Genomic DNA, 17,651 nt, shown 5'->3' on the forward strand with positions numbered 1-17,651 from the left:
AATTTATATGTGAATTATCTACAGTGGGGGAGTGCCCCTCGCTACCTCTGCCCCGGACCGCAGCCGCCTCCGTCACTCGCGGACCGCCCTCGCGCACTCCCTCTCGCCGACGGCGTGGCGCGAGTCGCTCGAGTTCCGCAGTGCGGACGCCACGCGCGCTCCGGCGCTGCGCGTCGGGGCGGCAGTTCTCGTAGTCCTCGTCGCGGGAGGGCTGCTGGATCTGCCGCATCTGGCCGGCTTCGCCGCCCTCGGTGCGCTCGCCTCGGCGTTCGGCCGGTACGAGCCCTACTCGCAGCAGGCCGGCAAGATCGCGGTCGTCGGCCTCGGGGTGGTCGGGTACGCCGCACTCGGTGCCGCCGTGGGGACCACCGGTGCGGCCATGTGGACGCAGATCGCGGTGCTCTCCGTCGCGGCCGCGATCGCCTTCTGGATCCTCGGGGCCTTCCGGCTGTCCGGCCCCGGCCCGGTGATCCTCATCTTCGCCGCGGCCGGTGCCGCCGGATTCGCCCGCACCGCCGTGGACGTGCGCGACGTGGTCGTCGCGACGGCCCTCGGCGCGCTCGTCGGCTGGGCCGTCGCGATGCTGCCCGCGCTGCATCACCCGCACGGTCCCGCCCGGCTCGCCGTGGCCCGGGCCCTGGCGGCGGTCGCGGCGATCGAACGCGACGGCGAACGGGCCGTGCCGGACGCTCGGGCCGCCATCGCCCGCGCCCACGAGGTTCTCGCGCTCGGATTCAGCCGGACCGACCGGCACACCCACGAACTGCTCGCGCTGCTCGACGCGGCCGAGACGGTCGTCGACGGGGCCGCGTCCGGCGTCGCGGCCGATCGCGTCGCCGAATTCGCCCTGTTCGAGGCCGAGCTGCGAAAGGTGCGGCGCGACATCGCCATTCCTCGCGTCGATGCGGCGGGGGCGCCGGTCCTCGAGCGCCCCGCCGGGTTCGTGCGAGAGGGATTCGCCCGGTTGCGCGATCGCGCGCTTCTCGTCGGCGCGGGCCGGGTGCTGCTCGCCGCGCTGATCGCGGGCTGGTTCGCCGAGGCCGCCGGTCTGCAGCACCCGCTGTGGGCGACGATGGGTGCGATGGCCGCGTTGCAGGGGGCCAACTACCGGAACACCGTGCAGCGCGCGATCCAGCGGTTGCTCGGCAACGTCGCAGGCGCGGTGCTCGCCGCCGCGCTGCTCGCGCTGTCCCTCGACTACTGGCCGTACGCGCTGGCCATCGTCGTCCTGCAGACGGTGGCGGAACTGTACGTGATGAAGAACTACGCAGCGACCTCCGTCGCGGTGACCGCGATGGCGCTGCTCCTCACCGGTCTCGGGGCGTCCGTCGGGCCGGAGATCGCGCTGAGCCGGATCGCCGACACCCTCGTCGGCGTGGTGGTCGGCGTGCTCGTCGCGGCCGCGACGATTGACCGCTCCGACCGGCACCACCTCACGGCAGCGCCGGCGCGCTGAGTGAGCCCCGCACGTCGGCGCTGCGTAACCCCGCGGATCGCGGGTCACCCGTTAGCATCGGCGCATGCGCGTGCGCCGGATCGTCGACCTGAGCCGCACCGTCTCCGGCGACACCCAGGTCTACCCGGGCGATCCCGTGCCGGTGCTCACGCCGCACGCGACGCTCGAGCGCGACGGGTACAACCTGCTGCGGGTGGAGATCGGCTCGCAGACCGGAACGCACGTCGACGCCCCGCTGCACATGCGCGCCGGGGCCGCGCCGATCGACCGGGTGCCGCTCGACCATTTCGTGGGTCGCGGGATCATCCTGGACGTGCGGGGCCTGCCGCCGCGCACCGCGGTGACGCGGCAGCACCTCGTCGACGGAGTGGCCGGCGGACCGGACCCGGGCCTCGGCGACATCGTCCTCGTGCATACCGGGTGGGCCGAGCACTACGGCACCGACGCCTACTTCGAGCACCCCTATCTGTCGGAGGACGCGTGCCGGTGGCTGCTCGGGCGGGGCGTGCGCACCGTCGGCCTCGACGCCCCGAGCATCGATTCCGCCCTCGGCAGTGACTACCCCGCGCATCGGCTCGTCGCCGAGGCCGGCGGCATCGTGTGCGAGAACCTGTGCAACCTCGAACTCGTCGACTTTCCCGATCCGCTGATCAGTCTTCTTCCGCTGCGGCTGCGGGACGCGGACGGCGCCCCGGTTCGGGCCGTGGCGATCGCGCTCGAGCCGTGATCAGGGCACCTGCGTCGCGACGATGCGTGCGGTGCCGTACGCCGCGGTACCGAGCGTGACGACCGCGAACGCCACGATCCACACCGTCGTCGGCACCCGGGTGAGCCACCGCAGCTGATCCGCGTCGGAGCCCTGCCCGCGCCCGCGCCGGTGGGTGCGCGCCAGTTCGAGCACCGGCCGGGTGGCCCCGAACAGCAGCACCCAGGTGGTCAGGTACGCGACGGTGTAGCGCACCAGCTCGTCGCCGTAGTAGGCGGCGGTCCCGATCACCGCGCCGGCCGCCAGCACCGAGACGAATCCGAAGAAGTTGCGGATCAACAGGATCAGCAGGGCGAGCGCGGCCAGCACGGACCACAGCACCGCCGCGGGCCGATCGACGGTGAGCAGGGTCGCGGCCACGAACCCGAGCACGGCCGGGCCGGTGTACCCGGCGAACGCGGTGGCGATCATGCCCGGCCCGCGTGGGTTGCCGGAGGACACGGTCACGCCCGAGGTGTCGCTGTGCAGGCGGATGCCCGCCAGCTGCCGGCCCACGAGCCGTGCGACGAGCGCGTGCGAGCCCTCGTGTGCCTGGGTGATCACGTGCCGGGTCACCAGCCACAGCGGGCGCACCGTCACCAGCACCAGCGCGACGGTGGCGGTGAGGGCGACGAGCAGGGGCGGCGCGGGCTCGCTCACCGCGGAGACGGCGTGCCATCCGGCGCGGACCGCCGACCCGAAGGACTCGAGTGGCGTGGACGGATCGGCCTCAGGGTCCACGGTCGGCACCTTTCTCTGGGAGTCCGCCATCGTACGGTCCGGCGATTCGCTCCACGGGCGCCGGGAATGTGTCACCCTCTATAGGGGCTAATCATTCATATCAATAGGGAGGCCGGGTGTCGGTCGAGGTTCTGGAAAGGCGCCGGGTGGCTCGGCCGTCGTGGATCGCACTGTCGGTGTTCCTCGTGTTCGCGGCGAGCAACGCTCCGGCTCCGCTGTATGTGGTCTGGCAGCGCGAGATGGGTTTTCCACCCAGCACGGTCAGCCTGATCTTCGTCAGCTACATAGTCGGGTCGGTCGTGGCGCTGGTGTTCGGTGGCCGCGCTTCGGACCGATTCGGGCGGCGGGCTGTCCTGCTGCCCGCACTGGGCCTCGCGATCGTGGCCTGCCTCGTGTTCGCGACGGCCCGCACGCCGCTGTGGCTCGAGGCGGGGCGGTTCTTCATCGGCCTCGCGTCCGGGGCGTTCGGCGCGGCGGGGTCGGCGGCGATCGCCGACGCGTTCGGGCCCGGCCGCGGAGCGCGTGCCGCCCTGTACGCGAGCGCGGCACCCGTCGCCGGGTCGGCCGTGGGCCCGCTGCTCTCCGGGGTGCTGGCCGACGTCGCGCCGGCGCCCACACGCCTGGTCTTCCTGGTGCTGATCGTTCCACTGGCGGCCGCCGCGATACCGCTGACCGCCGTCGGCGGTCGCCCGGCCGGGGTGGGCGGTCGCTGGGTGCAACTGCCGAGCGTCCCGCGCGAGATCGCGGGAACCGTGCTGCTGGCCATGGCCGTGGCCGGCAGCCCCTTCGCGCTGGCGGGGCTGTTCATCTCCCTCGGCCCGGCGTTGATCGCCGACCTGCTCGGCAACGACTCGCGAACCCTGGCCGGCGCGGTGTCGTTCGTGGTCTTCGGGGCCGGGGCCGGGGCGCAGTTCCTCGTCCGCCGGATGAGCATCTACCGGGTCGCGGTGGTCGGGCTCTCGGTTTCCGCGCTGGCTGCGGTGCTCATCGCCGGCGCCGTCGGCGCCGCCTCGGTGCCCGTCATCGTCGTGGCCGCGATCGCGGCAGGCCTCGGGCAGAGCCTGGCCCAGCTCGCCGGGCTCACCCTCGCGCGCGGGTATGCGCCGGAGGGGCGGACCGCCGAGGTGGTGTCCATGGTGTGGCTCGCCGGATACGCCACCGTCGGGTCGGGGATCCTCGGGCTGGGGTTCCTGGCGGACGGAATCGGCTTGCGCCCGGCGACTTACGCCTTCTGCGGGTTCTTCCTGGCCTGCGTGTGCGGTGCCGGGGTCGCGGTGGTGCGTCGCCGGCCGGTCGTCGAGGCCCTCGGAGCGGACACCCATTGACACCGGACAATCAATGAATATGATTATGACCTAAATCACGCGGTCATCGAATCGGAGGAGTGCGCAGTGACCTACACCATCACCGAGCCCTGTGTCGACGTCCTCGACAAGGCGTGCATCGAGGAGTGTCCGGTGGACTGCATCTACGAGGGCGGCCGGATGATGTACATCAACCCGGAGGAATGCGTCGACTGCGGCGCCTGCGAACCGGTCTGCCCCGTCGAGGCGATCTTCTTCGAGGACGACGTCCCCGAGGACCGCGCCGGGTACACGCAGATCAACGCCGACTTCTTCGCCGAGATCGGCTCGCCGGGCGGCGCTTCCAAGATCGGAAGGACCGACTACGACCCACCGCTCGTGAAGAGTCTGCCCGTACGGGCATGATCGCGGTCCGGGCTCCGCGACCCGGCCGGGGACCGGTGCTCCTGGGGGCCGCGGTGGCGGCCGCGTTCACGTTCGCCGTCGTCGGGTCCAACATTCCGGGCCCGATCCTGCCGTTGTACGAGGACCATCTGGGCCTGTCCCCGTTCGTGCTGGCCGCCCTGTTCGTGACGTACTTCGTCGCCCTGGTGTCGATGTTCCTGCTCGTGAGCAGGACCGCGCTCGGACGGTTCGCGTGGGCGGTCCTGCCGGGTGCGCTCGTCGTCGGGCTTCTCGGCGACGTCGCCCTGTGGTCCGGCGCCGACACCGCCTGGCTGCTCTTCGTCGGCCGTGCCCTGACCGGAACGTGTGTCGGGCTCGCCACCGGATCCGCCGCCACGCTCGCCGTGGCGGCGCGCGGCGACGCGGGCCGCACCCTTGCGGCGACCGGCGCGATCGCCGGCTCGTTCCTCGGCCTGATCGCCGCGGCGACCGTCGCCCAATTGCTGCCGGAGCCCACCGTTCTCATCTATCGGCTGCACGCCGTCTCCCTCGTGCTCTCGGGACTGCTGCTCGCCGCCGCGCTGTGGGGGAACAGGCGCCGACTTTCCGCGCTCCGGCACGCCGAGCCCCCGCGACCGGCGGGGCCCGTTCCGGCCGGCGCGGGCGCCGCGTTCGACCGGAACAGGTTGCCCGCCTACGGATTGGGTGCGGCCGGGTGGACAGTCGGCGGCATCGCCGTCGGCGTGCTGCCGTCGGCGTTGCGCGACGGGATCGGGTCCGAGCTGCTGGTGGTCGGCGTCCTCGCCGCCATCATCCTGCTCGTCACGGCCTGGTCGGGCCCCTACCTCGCCCGGGCCGCAGGCCGTTCCCCGGGGCCCCAGCTGTGTCTGCTCCTGCTCGCCGGCGGTGGCGTGTTCGTCGCCGCCGGCCTCGTCGCCCACACGCTGTGGCCGGTACTGGCCGGCAGCTTCCTGTGGGGCATCGGGCAGGGCTTCGCGTACGCGCAGGGCCTCATCCTGCTCACCGCCGGCATGACGCCGGTGGAGCAGGGGAGGAGCACCTCGCTGTACGCGTGTTCGTCGTACGGCTTCGCGGCGGTGATGATCCTGGTGGCCGGCGCCTTCTCGTCGGCGTGGGGATACTCCTACGGATCCGCCGGTGCGGTAACGATTTTTGTCCTCTTGTGTGTGGCCGTCGCGGGGGCGGGACGGGGTCGGTGGACACCGGCCGTCGCCGTGGACCCCGTACGCGTCCCCGCCCGCAAATAATTCCTGCGCATATCCGGGTCGACCTCTGGACATTTCGTCGGCGTGGCTCTACTGTGACGGGCATCACGACTAATGATGCATATCATTCGACCGGAAGGTGCACACATGTCTCGAGTCGACCGGAAAGTCCGGCGTCGTCTGCTCGGAGCCGCGAGCGCGTTCGGCGTCCTGTTCACGGCCGCCTGCGGTTCCGGCGGAAACAGCACCGTCGCCGACGGTGACCTGCCGGCCGAGATCAAGGTCGTCTCCGTGACCGACCAGACCGGCACCACGGCGTACGTCGGTAACAGCCAGCTCAAGGGCATCGAACTCGCGATCCAAGAGATCAACGAGCAGAACTACCTGGGCGACTCGAAGATCGTTCTGCAGAAGCGTGATTCGGCGAGCGACACGCAGACCGCGGTCAGCCAGGCCACCGAGACGCTGACCGACAAGAGTGTCAGCGCTCTGCTCGGGCCGGTGCTCAGCGCCCATGCCGTCGCCATCGCCCCGCTCGTGGAACGGGCCGGGCTGCCGACGATCTTCACCCAGTCCGGCAGCGAGGGCGTCGTCATCGGCGACTACACCTATCGCGCGACGGCTCCGATGGAGACCTACTTCGTCAAGGCGCTCGAGCGGCTGCAGCAGCAGGGCGTGAAGACCGTGAGCGTGCTCTACAACGCGGGCAACGTCACGCTCGCCGGACTCGGTGAGAAGACCATCCCCGAGGGCCAGGAGAAGTACGGCTACCGGATCCTGTCGAGCACCTCCGTCCAGGCCACCACGCAGGACTTCGGCACCACCGCAACGAAGATCGCCGGTGAGAAGCCCGACGCGGTCATCGTCCTGCTCGTCGGCGCCGGCAACTCCACGGCCATGTCGCAGCTGCGCCAGGCCGGCTACACCGGCACCGTGGTGGGCAACCCCGCCGCCGGCGCGGGCAACCTCGCACCCGCCGGTGCCGCGGGCGCGGGCATGTACTGGGCCACCGACTTCAGCTTCCACCAGAAGGACGAGTCGTCGCAGCAGTTCGTCGAGGCGTACCGCGCCGAGTACAACGGGGAGAATCCGCTGAACTACGCGGCCGAGGGCTACGACGCGACCTGGATGCTCGCCCACGCTGCCAAGAACTCCGGCGGTGCGTCCCGCGACGACCTGCAGCGCGGTCTCGAGCAGGTCGTGGCCGAGGGCTTCGACGGCGCGCTCGGCCCGGTGCGCTTCGAAGGCAACGACATGCGTGTCAACGGCGTGCTCGTGGAATGGAACGGCACGGAAGAAGTGCTGATCGACGACCAGGAATCGGCGAAGTAGTGCGGATCGCTCCGCACCTGTGCACCAAGGAGTTCGACGAATGACCGGAAGAACATCGCACCGCCGCCGGGGCATCCCGGCCGGAGGAAGGCAGGCGTCATGTCACAGCTGGTGATCGACGCGCTCGTGCTCGGCTCCATCTACCTGCTCTTCTGCCTGGGAATGAGCATCTCCTGGGGAACGATCGACATCCTCAACTTCGCCCACGGCGGGATCTTCATGTTCTCCGCGTTCGTGGCCTCCCAGATCGTGTCCAACGTCGGTCTCGGGCTCGTCACGGTCTGCCTGATCTCCGTCGTGGTCGGGGCGGCGCTCTCGGCGGCCATCGACGTCTTCGCCTTCCAGCCGATCCTGCGCCGGGCCAAGAACCAGCGGACCGCCGAACTGCAGATCCTCATCGGCGGCATCGGAATCGGCACCATCCCGGTCGCCGTCGTGCAGTTCCGCACGCTGAGCGAGCCGTTCGGCTTCGTGGGCAGCTCGTATGAGACGTCGGTCTACACCGTCGGCGACCTGCGACTGACGAGCACGGGCCTGATCGTGCTCGGCTGCGCGCTGATCCTCACGCTGGCGATCTCCTTCTGGCTCAAGAACACCAGCCACGGGCTCGCCCTGCGGGCCATCGGCGTGGACTCGGAGACCGCCGAACTGATGGGTGTCAAGCGGCGCCAGCTGTCGCTGCTGACGATGGCGGTGTCGGGCGGCCTCGCCGGCCTCGCCGGTGCCCTGCTCACCTACAACCTCGGCGCCATCACCGCCGAGAGCGGTGAGACCCTCCTCATCAAGGCGTTCGCCATCATCATCCTCGGCGGCGTGGGCAGCACCGGCGGCGCCGCGCTCGGCGCGATGGTGCTCGCGTTCTCCGAGGTCCTGGTGCTCCGCTACACCGGCGGCGGCTGGGTCGACGCCGTCGGCTTCGGCCTCATCCTCGTGGTTCTGCTGCTGCGGCCGCAGGGCATCTTCGGAAGGAAGGAGGTGCGACGGGTATGAGCGACTTCTACTTCTCCAACATCGTCCTCATCCAGAGCACGTTCACGGTCCTGCTGCTCGCCCTGAGCATCCAGATCCAGTTCCGGATGGGAGTGTTCTCCTTCGCCGGCGCCGCCTTCTACGGCATGGGCTCCTACGGCGCCGCAATATTCGTGCTGCACTACGGATTCGACGCGATCTCCGCGACCGCGGCCATCGTCGCGATCTGCGCGGTCATCGGATACCTGCTCTCGCTGATCCTGCAGCGCCTCGCCGGTCTGTATCTGGCCATGGCCACCGTCGCGTTCGTCATGATCGTCACCGTCGTCGCCCACAACGGGGGCGAGCTCACCGGTGGCTCGGTCGGCCTGTTCGGCGTTCTCACCACCCCGGAGATCTCCGTCCCGCACCTGGCCGTCGTCTGTGCCGCCGTGGTCGCGGCGATGATCCTCAGCGAGCGCGGCCGCATGGGCCGGCGCATCGAGGCGGTCCGCGAAGACCCGGAACTCGCCTCGGCCATGGGCATCAACGTCGCCCGCTACCGCCGGATGTCCTTCGTGATCAGCGGTGTGCTCGGCGCGCTCGGAGGCGCCCTGAACATCCTGATGATGACGGCCATCGCCCCGGAGAACATCGGCTTCCCGCTGATCGTGCTCGCGCTGACGATCATCATCGTCGGTGGTTCCCGGTCCTGGCTCGGTGTGCTCATCGGCGCCCTCATCTTCACGTGGCTTCCGGTGATGCTGGAGCAGGTGGGCACCTACCAGAGCATCGTCTACGGCATCATCGTCGCCATCGCCGCGATCTTCATGCCCGGCGGTATCACCGGCGTCGTCACCGATCTGTACCGTCGGCGCCTCGCCCGCCGCGACAGCGCGGCGCTCGAGGACGAGGCCGCTGCGGAACGTCTCGCCGACGCGGCGGACGACGCGGCCGCCGCCGAACTCGGCGCCGAACTCGCCGGCACCGGTGCCCACTCCGCCTCGACAGGAGAAACGCGATGACCACCGAAGCCGCTCCCCAGGAGGGCCTTCCCGGCCGGCGGGTTCCGGACCAGGTGCTGCGCATCGAGGATCTTGCGGTCCACTTCGGTGGCATCAAGGCCGTCGACGGCATCACCCTCGGCCTCGAGCGCGGCCTGATCTCCGGCATCCTCGGACCCAACGGGTCGGGCAAGAGCACCCTGCTCGGCGCCGTCACCCGGCTCACGCCCCTGACCCGCGGATCGATGCACTTCGAGGGGCGGGACTTCTCCGGCGTCCAACCGGAGCAGGTGGCCCGGCTCGGCATCGGGCGCACCTTCCAGACCGTCCGTCTCCTCGACGATCTCACCGTGCACGAGAACGTCGAACTCGGGCACGATCTGATCGCGGGACCGCGACGGTGGTGGCGACGGGTCGACAGCACCGAACGCGATGCCGCCGAGGCGGCCGTGCGCACCGCCCTCGAGCGCACCGGGCTCGACGGCAAGGAGAAGCTGCGCCCCGGCCAGCTCTCGTACGGCCTGCAGCGCCGGGTGGAGATCGCCCGCGCCATCGTGATGTCGCCGAAGCTGCTGCTGCTCGACGAACCCACCGCCGGCATGAACCGCTTCGAACGCGAGGAGATCGGCCGGCTGATGTCCGACCTGCGCTCGGAAGGACTCACCCAGCTGATCGTCGAACACGACGTGCAGATGATGGTGGACGTCTGCGATCACCTCTTCGCCATGAACTCCGGACAGCTCATCGCCTCCGGTTCCCCCGCCGACGTGGTGCGTGATCCGGCGGTACGCGAGGCCTATCTCGGAAAGCAGGACAACGATGATCGAGATTCGTGATCTGCACGTCGATTACGGCAAGGTCAGTGCGGTGCGCGGGGTGTCTGTCACCGCGCGGCCGGGCCGGGTGACGCTCGTCCTCGGCGCCAACGGCGCCGGCAAGACCACCACCCTGCGCACCGTCGCGGGGCTGACCACGCCCAGCTCCGGGGACGTGCTTCTGGACGGCGAGTCGATCAAGGGATGGCCCGCCCATAAGATCCTCAAGCGGGGTATCTCCCTGGTTCCCGAGGGCCGCAAGGTGTTCGGCTCGCTCACCGTGTACGAGAACCTCAAGATCGGTGGCCTGGTGGCGTCGAAGAAGGCCCGCGAGGAATCGATGCGGACCGTGTTCGAGATGTTCCCCATCCTCGAGGAGCGGCAGTCCGGCCCCGCCGGCCTGCTCAGCGGCGGCGAGCAGCAGATGCTCGCCTTCGGCCGCAGCCTCATGTCGCAGCCCGGGTACATCCTCATGGACGAGCCGTCGATGGGTCTGGCCCCCGCCGTGGTCGACCGGGTCATGGCCAGCGTGCGCAGCATCGCCGACCGTGGCATCGGCGTCCTCATGGTCGAACAGAACGCCGAGGCCGGCATGAAGATCGCGGACGACGTCGTCGTGGTCAACCGCGGCGAATCCGTGTACTCCGGACCGGTCGACGAGGCGCGGAACCACTCGTCCGTGGTGCTGGCCTTCCTCGGTGAAGCCGCGCTCACCGGAACCGACAACTGAACCGAGAACGGAAGAGAATGAAGAACAAGCGTATTGCCGTCGCCGCGTTGGCCGGTGTCGCCGGGCTCGCCCTGACCACCGCGTGCGGCTCGGGCGGCGGCGGAACCGTGGGGTCCGGCGAGATGCCCGGCGAGATCAAGATCGTGTCCGTGACCGACAAGACCGGTCTGACCGCCTTCGGCGGCCTGCCCCAGTTCCGGGGTATCGAGCTCGCCGTCGAACAGGTCAACAGCAGTGGGTTCCTCGGTGAGTCGAAGCTCGTGCTCGAGAGCCGCGATGCGGCCAGCGACACGCAGACCGCTGTGAGCCAGGCGACCGAAGCGACCGCGGACCGCTCGGTCAGCGCGTTGCTCGGCGGCATCTCCAGTGCCCAGGCGATCGCGATCTCGCCGCTCGTCGACCGGGCGAAGCTGCCGACCGTCTACACGCAGTCTGCCAGCGACGGGGTGCTCGGCGGCGACTACACCTTCCGGGCGACCCCGCCGCAGACCACGCACATCGGCACCTCCCTGGCTCATCTCGAGGACCTCGGCGTCGAGCGGGTCAGCGTGTTGTTCAACGCGGCCAACCCGGCCCTCGCGGAGATGGCGGAGAAGAACCTTCCCGAGGGGCAGGCCGAGCACGGCTACCAGATCCTCTCGACGACGTCCGTGCAGAACACCACCCAGGACTTCGCGTCCTCGGCGACGAAGATCGCCGGGGAGCGGCCCGACGCCGTGGCGATGCTGCTCACCGGCGCCCAGAACGCCACGGCCATGCGGCAGTTGCGCCAGGCCGGATACACGGGACCGGTGCTGGGCCAGACCGGTGCAGGCGCGAAGAACCTCGTCCCGGCGGGGGCTGACGGCGCCGGCATGTTCTGGACCGCCAACTTCACTCTCGACCAGCCGGCGGCGTCGTCCCAGGACTTCGTCGCGGCGTACCGGGCGAAGTACAACGAGGACCCGTTGAACTACGCGGCCGAGGGCTACGACGCCGCATGGCTGCTGGCGCGCGCGATCAAGGCCTCCGGCGGTGCGTCCCGCGAGGACATCCAGCGCGGCCTCGAGCAGGTCACCGCCGAAGGATTCGACGGTGCACAGGGCGAGATCACGTTCGACGGTCACGACATGCGCACCCCGGGCGTGCTCGTCGAATGGGACGGCAGCCGTGAGGTGGTCGTCTCCAAGCCGTCGGCCTGATTCATTCTGTGGCCGAATGTCACACCGCTTCGATCTGATCGAAGCGGTGTGACATTCGGTCTTTCGACGCACGAATGCGAGCGGGGCCCGGGGATTTCCTCCCCGGGCCCCGCTCGTCGTACCGCTGAGTCAGCGTCCCTGCCAGACGGGTTCGCGCTTCTCCTTGAACGCCAGCGCGCCTTCCTTCGCGTCGGCGGAGGAACGCACCGGCTCGTAGATCTCGCGCATGCGCTCGAACTCCTCCTCGTTGGACCAGTCCCGGGCCTGCGCGATGATCTGCTTGGTGGCGCGCAGTGCGAGCGGGCCGTTCTTCGCGATGGTCTTCGCCAGGGCGATCGCCTCGGTGAGCGCCTGCCCCTCGGGCACGAGGCGGTTGAGCAGCTTCGCCTCGTACGCGGTCTGCGCGGAGAAGTACTCACCGGTGAGGCACCATTCGACGGCGAGCTGGTGCGGGACACGGCGCGGCAGCCGCAGGAGTCCGCCGCCCCCGGCGAGCAGGCCGCGCTTGACCTCGGGGAGGCCGAAGACGGCTGTCTCGGAGGCGACGATGAGGTCGCAGGCGAGCACGATCTCGAACCCGCCGGCCACGGCGTGTCCCTCGACCGCCGCGACGAGCGGCTTGGCAGGGGACTTCTCGGTGATGCCCGCGAAGCCGCGACCCTCGACGGAGGGGCGTTCGCCGGCGAGGAAGGCCTTCAGGTCCATCCCGGTGCAGAAGGTCTTGCCGGCGCCGGTGATCACGCCGGCGACGAGATCGTCGCGGGCGTCGAGGTCGTCGAGGGCCGCGGCGACGGCGACGGCGGTCTCGGTGTTGATCGCGTTACGCACCTCGGGCCGGTTGATCGTGATGATCTGCACGCCGTCGGACTGTTCGACGTGTACGGGGGTGTCCATGGCTGTCTCCTAGCGGGGCTGCATGCGGATCGCGCCGTCGATACGGATCGTCTCGCCGTTGATCATCGCGTTGTCCACGATCGACAGGGCGAGCTTCGCGTACTCGTCGGGCTGCCCGAGGCGGGCGGGGTGCGGGGTCTGGGCGGCGAGTCCGTCGCGGATCTCCTGCGAGAACCGGGACAGGATCGGTGTGTCGAAGGTGCCCGGCGCGATGCTGTTGACGCGCACGAGCTTCCGGGCGAGATCACGGGCGGCGACGAGGGTCATGCCGACGACACCGGCCTTGGCGGAGGCGTAGGGGATCTGGCCGATCTGGCCCTCCCACGCCGCGACCGACGCGGTGAGGACGATGACGCCGCGTTCGCCGTCGACGGGCTCGTTGTTCACCATGCGGGCGGCCGACAGGCGCAGCACGTTGAACGATCCGATCAGGTTGATCCGGATCAGGTTCTCGTACATGTCCAGCGAACCGGGGGTGCCGTCCTTCTCGACGACGCGGACGGTGCCGCCGCGGCCGGCGCAGTGCACGACGGCCCGGAGCGGAGCGCGTTCCTCGGCCGCGTCGAGTGCGCGGTTCACCGCGTCGGGCTCGGTGACGTCGGCCGGTGCGAATACGGCGAGCTCGCCGAGTTCCTTGGCGACGACCTCCCCGTCGGAGGTGGGCAGGTCGAGGATCACCGTCGGCACGCCGAGGCCGACGAAGCGCTTGACGGTGGCCAGACCGAGGCCGGAGGCCCCGCCGGTCACTACCGCCGATCCCTGGGTGATGTCCATGATTTCTCCTGAGTCGGAAGTGGGTTTCTACAGGCGTTCCACGACGGTCGCGTTGGCCATTCCGCCGGCTTCGCACATGGTCTGCAGGCCGTAGCGCCCGCCGGTGCGTTCGAGGTGGTTGAGCAGGGTGGTCATCAGCCGGGCACCGGACGCGCCCAGCGGGTGTCCGAGGGCGACGGCGCCGCCGAGCGGGTTCAGGACGTCGTCGGACGCGCCGATCTCGCGCTGCCAGGCGAGGGGGACCGCGGCGAATGCCTCGTTGACCTCGAAGGCGGCGATGTCCCGGACGGACAGGCCGGCCCGGGCGAGGACCTTTTCGGTGGCGGGGATGGGGCCGGTGAGCATGAGGGTGGGATCGTCGCCCACGACGGCCGAGGCCACGATCGCGGCCCGGGGGCGCAGGCCGAGCGCGGCCGCCTTCTCCTCGGACATGATCAGCAGGGCGGCCGCGCCGTCGGAGATCTGCGAGGAGTTGCCCGCGGTGACCCTCCAGTCCAGGTCGGGGAAGCGCTCGCGCCACGTGTCGGTGTCGAAGGCCGCGGGCAGACCGGCGAGCCTGCCGGCGGTGGTGCCCTCGCGGATGGTCTCGTCGGCGGTCACCACGCCGTCGGGGGTGGTGACGGGGACGATCTCGCCGTCGAACCAGCCCGCGGCGCGCGCGTGTGCCGCGCGTTCGTGCGAGCGGGCCGAGTACTCGTCCAGCTCGGCTCGGCTCAGAGCCCACTTCTGCGCGACGAGCTCCGCGGCGATGCCCTGCGGGACGAGATCGGGGAAGCGCTCGCGCACGGCGGGCCCGTGCGGGTCCTTGCCCATGGCCGCCGATCCCATCGGGACCCGGCTCATCGACTCGACGCCGCCGGCGACGACGATGTCGTACGCGCCGGCGGCGATGCCCTGGACCGCGAAGTCGACGGCCTGCTGGCCGGAGCCGCACTTGCGTTCGATGGTCACGGACGGCACGTGCGTGGGAAATCCGGCTGCGAGCAGGGCCTGCCGCCCGGGGGTGGCGGACTGTTCGCCGGACTGGTTGACGCAGCCGATGAGGACGTCGTCGATCAGGCCGGGATCGAGGTCGTTGCGGCCGACGAGCCCGGCCAGCACCTGGGCGAGCAGATCGCTGGGGTGCACCCCGGCCAGCGCTCCCTGTGCTTTGCCCCGTCCGATGGGGGATCGGACGGCGTCGACGATGACAGCGCGGGTCATGGGCGTTCCTCCAGTCGGGAGATCAATTCATGATGATGGTTACTATAAACCATTGTCCGGCCGATCGTATGGCCCGCGTCACACCGGTAGGGCCCTCATCGGTAGGTCGACCAGGTCGGCAGGGACTCGGGGAAGTCGGCGCGCCGGGGCGGGGTGCCCGGCCACTGGATGCGCTCGGTCGTGCACAGGCCCGCATTCATCCGCTCGAACGGCACGGCGTACATGAACCGCAGGTCCCGGCGCCGGAACAACCAGCGGCCGTCCACGCGGGCGTACTCGTCGGAGTACCGGTACGCCGCCATCATCAACGTCCCGTCGAGCGCCAGTTCTGCTCGGCCCGTGAGCAATCCGCGTGCGCGGTCCCCGTCGACGGAGATCTGGTCGCTCTGCGGCGAGTGCAGGGTCAGGCTGTAGCGGTCCATGGCGGCGACGTAGAACTCGCGGATCTCCTCGCGCCCGTGGGCGATGGAGCCGGCGCGCTCGAACTCGCCGTCCTCGGTGAACAGCGAGAGCAGGGTCTCGAGGTCGTGGTCGTCGACGGCGATGGCGTAGGCCGCGACGAGGTCCTGGATGCGCGCACGGTCCTCGAGCCGGGTGAGGCGCCGGGCCAGGTCCTCCAGCGCCCCGGGGGACGAGTCGAGTGTCGTCATGTGACCTCCGCAGAAACTGATAACGATTGTGATGTATTGCACAATAGGTGGTGGAGGCGCGGGAAGGACAGGGCGGCGCCGGCGACGTCACGGATTCCGCAGGTGACGGCCCTCTCGGGCCTGGATGGCGACCATCAACCAGAGAAGCGATTGCCTCTTAATCATTATCATGGTTAGTATGTGAGTCATCGAACTGAGTGACCTTGACCACATCCGGTGGGCGCTTTAGGTTAATGATGAACACAGAAAGGTGGGGACATGGCGACATCGCACGTCGACGACGAGCTCCGGGACATCCGTGCGGCCGCGGCGACCGTAGCCCGGGAGCGCTACGCACCGAAGGCTGCGCAGTGGGATCTCGAACGCACCGCGTTCCCGCACGACGAGCGTCGCTTCCTCGGCGAGCTGGGCTATCTCGGCATCTCGCTGCCGGAGGAGTACGGAGGGTCCGGCGCCCCGCTGTCCCACGCCCTGGCGGTGATCGAGGAGTTCGCGAAGGTGTGCCGGCCGGCGGCCTTCCAGATCTTCGAATCCAACACCGGCCCGGCGCAGGCCATCGCCCGCCTGGGCACGGAACACCAGAAGAAGACGTTCCTGCCGCAGATCGTCGCCGGCGAGAAGACCATGGCCGTCGCGATCTCCGAGCCCGACGCCGGCTCCGCCGCCACCGACATGACCACCAAGGCCGTGCGCACCGACAAGGGTGTCGTCGTCAACGGCATGAAGCGGTGGATTTCCAACGGCAGCGAGGCCGACGTCTACCTCACCTACTGCCGCATGGGCGATGCCCCCGGCGCCAAGGGCATCGGGGCCGTCCTCGTCGAGGCCGACCGGCCCGGCATCAGCTACGGCGCCCGCGAAAAGCTCATGGGTTTCCGGGGCATTCCGTCGGCCGACATCTTCTACGACGACGTGGTCGTTCCGGAGGAGAACATCGTCGCCGAGGCCGGCGGCTTCAGGAAGCTGTTCGGCGCGTTCACCATCGAGCGCCTGGGCAACACGACCATGAGCCTGGCCATCGGGCAGGAGGCGCTCGACCGCACCGTCACCTACGTGCAGGAGCGCCACCAGTTCGGCAAGCCGCTCGTCGAGTTCCAGTCCGTCCAGATGACCCTGGCCGACATGGTCCTGCAGGTCGAGGCCGCTCGGCTGCTCCGCGATCGCGCCGTCGCGAACATCACCGACGGCCTGCCCGATCCGCTCGAGGTCTCCCTCGCCAAGTGCACCGCCAACGAGATGGCCAAGCGCGTCACCGACATGGCGATCCAGCTGCACGGCGGCAACGGGTACACCGAGGAGTTCGGAATCGAGCGGCTGCACCGCGATTCGCACGGATGGGCGCTGGCGGGCGGCACGCCGACCATGCAGCGCACCCGGATCGTCTCCGAGCTCCTGGGCCGCACGTTCGATCAGCGCGCCTGACATTGCACATCAACGAAGAACTTCTCGAGAACGAGGTGAACGAAATGCTGGGTCGTTACGAGGGACGTATTGCCGCGATCATCGGCGGTGGTTCGGGCATGGGCCGCGCGATCAGCCATCGCATCGCCCAGGAAGGCGGCCACGTGTACGTCGCCGACCTGTCCGAGGACGGTGCGGTCACCGTCGCCGAGGAGATCCGGGCCGAGGGCGGTCAGGCCACTCCGATGCGGGTGGACGCGACGAACAACGACGATCTCCGGTCGCTGTTCGGCAAGATCGACGCCGACCACGGCGTCCTCCATGCGCTGCACGCGCAGGTCGGCATGCCCGGCCCGGGCGGCCTCGAGGTCGGCGACGCCGACTGGGAGAAGAACATCGCGGTCAACGTCAAGAGCGCCTACTACTCCACCACCCTCGGCTTCGACCTGCTGAAGAAGGCGGAGGGCAAGGGCTCGGTCACCCTCACGTCGTCGACGTCCGCGCTGATCGGTTCGCCGTTCAGCCCGATCTACTCGATGACCAAGGGCTCGCTCGTCCCGTTCGCCCGCTCCCTCGCGCTCGTCGGCGCCAAGGACGGTATCCGGGTCAACGTGATCTGCCCCGGCCAGGTCGTCACGCCGATGCTCTCGCAGTTCTTCGGGCGCGAGCCCGGCGCCGACGTCTCGGCTCTGACCAAGGACTTCGTCGCCACCATCCCGCTCGGCCGGGGTGCTCAGCCCGAGGAGATCGCGTCGGTGATCGCCTTCCTCAACAGCGACGATGCCAGCTACATCACCGGCGTGACCATTCCGGTCGACGGCGGACTCACCGCTCAGTAACGACCACTTCGACCGGGAGGGACA

At 69.7% G+C, this 17,651-nt stretch carries 18 protein-coding genes; 13 read left to right on the forward strand and 5 right to left on the reverse strand.

Translation table 11 applies throughout. From position 1 onward, the window contains the following. The first annotated feature begins 31 nt into the window (after positions 1–31). Together ACWPOB_RS19625 and ACWPOB_RS19630 are read left to right on the forward strand one after the other, a co-directional pair. Positions 32–1,456: an FUSC family protein gene (locus ACWPOB_RS19625; RefSeq protein ID WP_455401840.1), complete on the forward strand. Its 1,425-nt coding sequence runs from the start codon at positions 32–34 to the stop codon at positions 1,454–1,456. A 64-nt stretch (positions 1,457–1,520) separates the two neighbouring features. Further along, positions 1,521–2,183 carry a cyclase family protein gene (locus tag ACWPOB_RS19630; RefSeq protein WP_100058838.1) on the forward strand — a complete coding sequence of 221 codons (663 nt, stop codon included), beginning with the start codon at positions 1,521–1,523 and terminating at the stop codon, positions 2,181–2,183. Here the strand turns inward: ACWPOB_RS19630 and ACWPOB_RS19635 are convergent, their stop codons facing one another. Then, on the reverse strand, positions 2,184–2,942 hold the full coding sequence (locus tag ACWPOB_RS19635; protein ID WP_455401841.1) for a M50 family metallopeptidase: 759 nt from the start codon (positions 2,940–2,942) through the stop codon (positions 2,184–2,186). Between the two features lie 116 nt (positions 2,943–3,058). On the opposite strand from ACWPOB_RS19635, the gene ACWPOB_RS19640 reads away from it, so the two are divergent. The 9 genes from ACWPOB_RS19640 (at position 3,059) to ACWPOB_RS19680 (ending at position 11,866) form a co-directional block, all read left to right on the forward strand. Next, positions 3,059–4,267 (forward strand): MFS transporter, encoded by a 1,209-nt coding sequence (locus ACWPOB_RS19640; protein WP_455401842.1) that lies wholly within the window; start codon positions 3,059–3,061, stop codon positions 4,265–4,267. 66 nt (positions 4,268–4,333) lie between these two features. Beyond that, the gene (fdxA, locus tag ACWPOB_RS19645; RefSeq protein WP_100059118.1) at positions 4,334–4,651 is read left to right on the forward strand and encodes a ferredoxin; all 318 of its coding nucleotides are present in this window, start codon (positions 4,334–4,336) and stop codon (positions 4,649–4,651) included. Continuing rightward, positions 4,648–5,898 carry a quinolone resistance protein norA gene (locus ACWPOB_RS19650; protein WP_455401843.1) on the forward strand — a complete coding sequence of 417 codons (1,251 nt, stop codon included), beginning with the start codon at positions 4,648–4,650 and terminating at the stop codon, positions 5,896–5,898. Before fdxA ends, ACWPOB_RS19650 begins: the two co-directional genes overlap by 4 nt. 105 nt (positions 5,899–6,003) lie before the next feature. Then, on the forward strand, positions 6,004–7,188 hold the full coding sequence (locus ACWPOB_RS19655; protein WP_100055525.1) for an ABC transporter substrate-binding protein: 1,185 nt from the start codon (positions 6,004–6,006) through the stop codon (positions 7,186–7,188). Positions 7,189–7,287: 99 nt separating this feature from the next. Then, positions 7,288–8,178, forward strand: a complete 891-nt coding sequence (locus ACWPOB_RS19660; RefSeq protein WP_006941660.1) for a branched-chain amino acid ABC transporter permease — start codon at positions 7,288–7,290, stop codon at positions 8,176–8,178. Then, positions 8,175–9,161 (forward strand): branched-chain amino acid ABC transporter permease, encoded by a 987-nt coding sequence (locus tag ACWPOB_RS19665; RefSeq protein WP_455401844.1) that lies wholly within the window; start codon positions 8,175–8,177, stop codon positions 9,159–9,161. The genes ACWPOB_RS19660 and ACWPOB_RS19665 overlap by 4 nt, the downstream gene beginning before the upstream one ends. Next, complete coding sequence (locus ACWPOB_RS19670; RefSeq protein ID WP_100055526.1) at positions 9,158–9,976, forward strand: ABC transporter ATP-binding protein; 819 nt, start codon at positions 9,158–9,160, stop codon at positions 9,974–9,976. Before ACWPOB_RS19665 ends, ACWPOB_RS19670 begins: the two co-directional genes overlap by 4 nt. Further along, entirely contained in the window at positions 9,960–10,685 is a 726-nt protein-coding gene (locus tag ACWPOB_RS19675; protein WP_100055527.1) for an ABC transporter ATP-binding protein, read from the forward strand. The genes ACWPOB_RS19670 and ACWPOB_RS19675 overlap by 17 nt, the downstream gene beginning before the upstream one ends. A 17-nt stretch (positions 10,686–10,702) precedes the next feature. Then, on the forward strand, positions 10,703–11,866 hold the full coding sequence (locus ACWPOB_RS19680) for an ABC transporter substrate-binding protein (protein ID WP_100055528.1): 1,164 nt from the start codon (positions 10,703–10,705) through the stop codon (positions 11,864–11,866). Positions 11,867–11,995: 129 nt separating this feature from the next. Here ACWPOB_RS19680 and ACWPOB_RS19685 read toward each other — a convergent pair whose 3' ends face one another. The 4 genes from ACWPOB_RS19685 to ACWPOB_RS19700 all read right to left on the reverse strand — a co-directional run bounded on the left by ACWPOB_RS19685 (position 11,996) and on the right by ACWPOB_RS19700 (position 15,387). Beyond that, positions 11,996–12,760, reverse strand: a complete 765-nt coding sequence (locus tag ACWPOB_RS19685; protein ID WP_100055529.1) for a crotonase/enoyl-CoA hydratase family protein — start codon at positions 12,758–12,760, stop codon at positions 11,996–11,998. Positions 12,761–12,769: 9 nt separating this feature from the next. Then, on the reverse strand, positions 12,770–13,534 hold the full coding sequence (locus tag ACWPOB_RS19690) for an SDR family NAD(P)-dependent oxidoreductase (RefSeq protein ID WP_100055530.1): 765 nt from the start codon (positions 13,532–13,534) through the stop codon (positions 12,770–12,772). Between the two features lie 27 nt (positions 13,535–13,561). Further along, positions 13,562–14,737 (reverse strand): thiolase family protein, encoded by a 1,176-nt coding sequence (locus tag ACWPOB_RS19695; protein ID WP_455401845.1) that lies wholly within the window; start codon positions 14,735–14,737, stop codon positions 13,562–13,564. Between the two features lie 95 nt (positions 14,738–14,832). After that, positions 14,833–15,387, reverse strand: coding sequence for a nuclear transport factor 2 family protein (locus ACWPOB_RS19700; RefSeq protein ID WP_100055531.1), 555 nt, complete (start codon positions 15,385–15,387; stop codon positions 14,833–14,835). Positions 15,388–15,645: 258 nt separating this feature from the next. Between ACWPOB_RS19700 and ACWPOB_RS19705 the strand changes: the two genes are divergently transcribed. Both ACWPOB_RS19705 and ACWPOB_RS19710 read left to right on the forward strand, forming a co-directional pair. Next, entirely contained in the window at positions 15,646–16,809 is a 1,164-nt protein-coding gene (locus ACWPOB_RS19705; protein ID WP_029546558.1) for an acyl-CoA dehydrogenase family protein, read from the forward strand. Positions 16,810–16,853: 44 nt separating this feature from the next. Beyond that, on the forward strand, positions 16,854–17,627 hold the full coding sequence (locus ACWPOB_RS19710; RefSeq protein WP_196813340.1) for an SDR family NAD(P)-dependent oxidoreductase: 774 nt from the start codon (positions 16,854–16,856) through the stop codon (positions 17,625–17,627). The last annotated feature ends 24 nt before the right edge of the window (positions 17,628–17,651 follow it).

Source organism: Rhodococcus sp. 2H158 (genome assembly GCF_053764755.1).

What these genes read in the sequence shown, in the direction of transcription:
- ACWPOB_RS19710 (WP_196813340.1), top strand. Translation starts at nt 16,854, where the DNA reads ATGCTGGGTCGTTACGAGGGACGTATTGCCGCGATCATCGGCGGTGGT.
- ACWPOB_RS19650 (WP_455401843.1), top strand. Translation starts at nt 4,648, where the DNA reads ATGATCGCGGTCCGGGCTCCGCGACCCGGCCGGGGACCGGTGCTCCTG.
- ACWPOB_RS19685 (WP_100055529.1), bottom strand. Translation starts at nt 12,760, where the DNA reads ATGGACACCCCCGTACACGTCGAACAGTCCGACGGCGTGCAGATCATC.
- ACWPOB_RS19700 (WP_100055531.1), bottom strand. Translation starts at nt 15,387, where the DNA reads ATGACGACACTCGACTCGTCCCCCGGGGCGCTGGAGGACCTGGCCCGG.
- ACWPOB_RS19670 (WP_100055526.1), top strand. Translation starts at nt 9,158, where the DNA reads ATGACCACCGAAGCCGCTCCCCAGGAGGGCCTTCCCGGCCGGCGGGTT.
- ACWPOB_RS19665 (WP_455401844.1), top strand. Translation starts at nt 8,175, where the DNA reads ATGAGCGACTTCTACTTCTCCAACATCGTCCTCATCCAGAGCACGTTC.
- ACWPOB_RS19690 (WP_100055530.1), bottom strand. Translation starts at nt 13,534, where the DNA reads ATGGACATCACCCAGGGATCGGCGGTAGTGACCGGCGGGGCCTCCGGC.
- ACWPOB_RS19660 (WP_006941660.1), top strand. Translation starts at nt 7,288, where the DNA reads ATGTCACAGCTGGTGATCGACGCGCTCGTGCTCGGCTCCATCTACCTG.
- ACWPOB_RS19680 (WP_100055528.1), top strand. Translation starts at nt 10,703, where the DNA reads ATGAAGAACAAGCGTATTGCCGTCGCCGCGTTGGCCGGTGTCGCCGGG.
- ACWPOB_RS19675 (WP_100055527.1), top strand. Translation starts at nt 9,960, where the DNA reads ATGATCGAGATTCGTGATCTGCACGTCGATTACGGCAAGGTCAGTGCG.
- ACWPOB_RS19655 (WP_100055525.1), top strand. Translation starts at nt 6,004, where the DNA reads ATGTCTCGAGTCGACCGGAAAGTCCGGCGTCGTCTGCTCGGAGCCGCG.
- ACWPOB_RS19705 (WP_029546558.1), top strand. Translation starts at nt 15,646, where the DNA reads ATGGCGACATCGCACGTCGACGACGAGCTCCGGGACATCCGTGCGGCC.
- ACWPOB_RS19695 (WP_455401845.1), bottom strand. Translation starts at nt 14,737, where the DNA reads ATGACCCGCGCTGTCATCGTCGACGCCGTCCGATCCCCCATCGGACGG.
- ACWPOB_RS19630 (WP_100058838.1), top strand. Translation starts at nt 1,521, where the DNA reads ATGCGCGTGCGCCGGATCGTCGACCTGAGCCGCACCGTCTCCGGCGAC.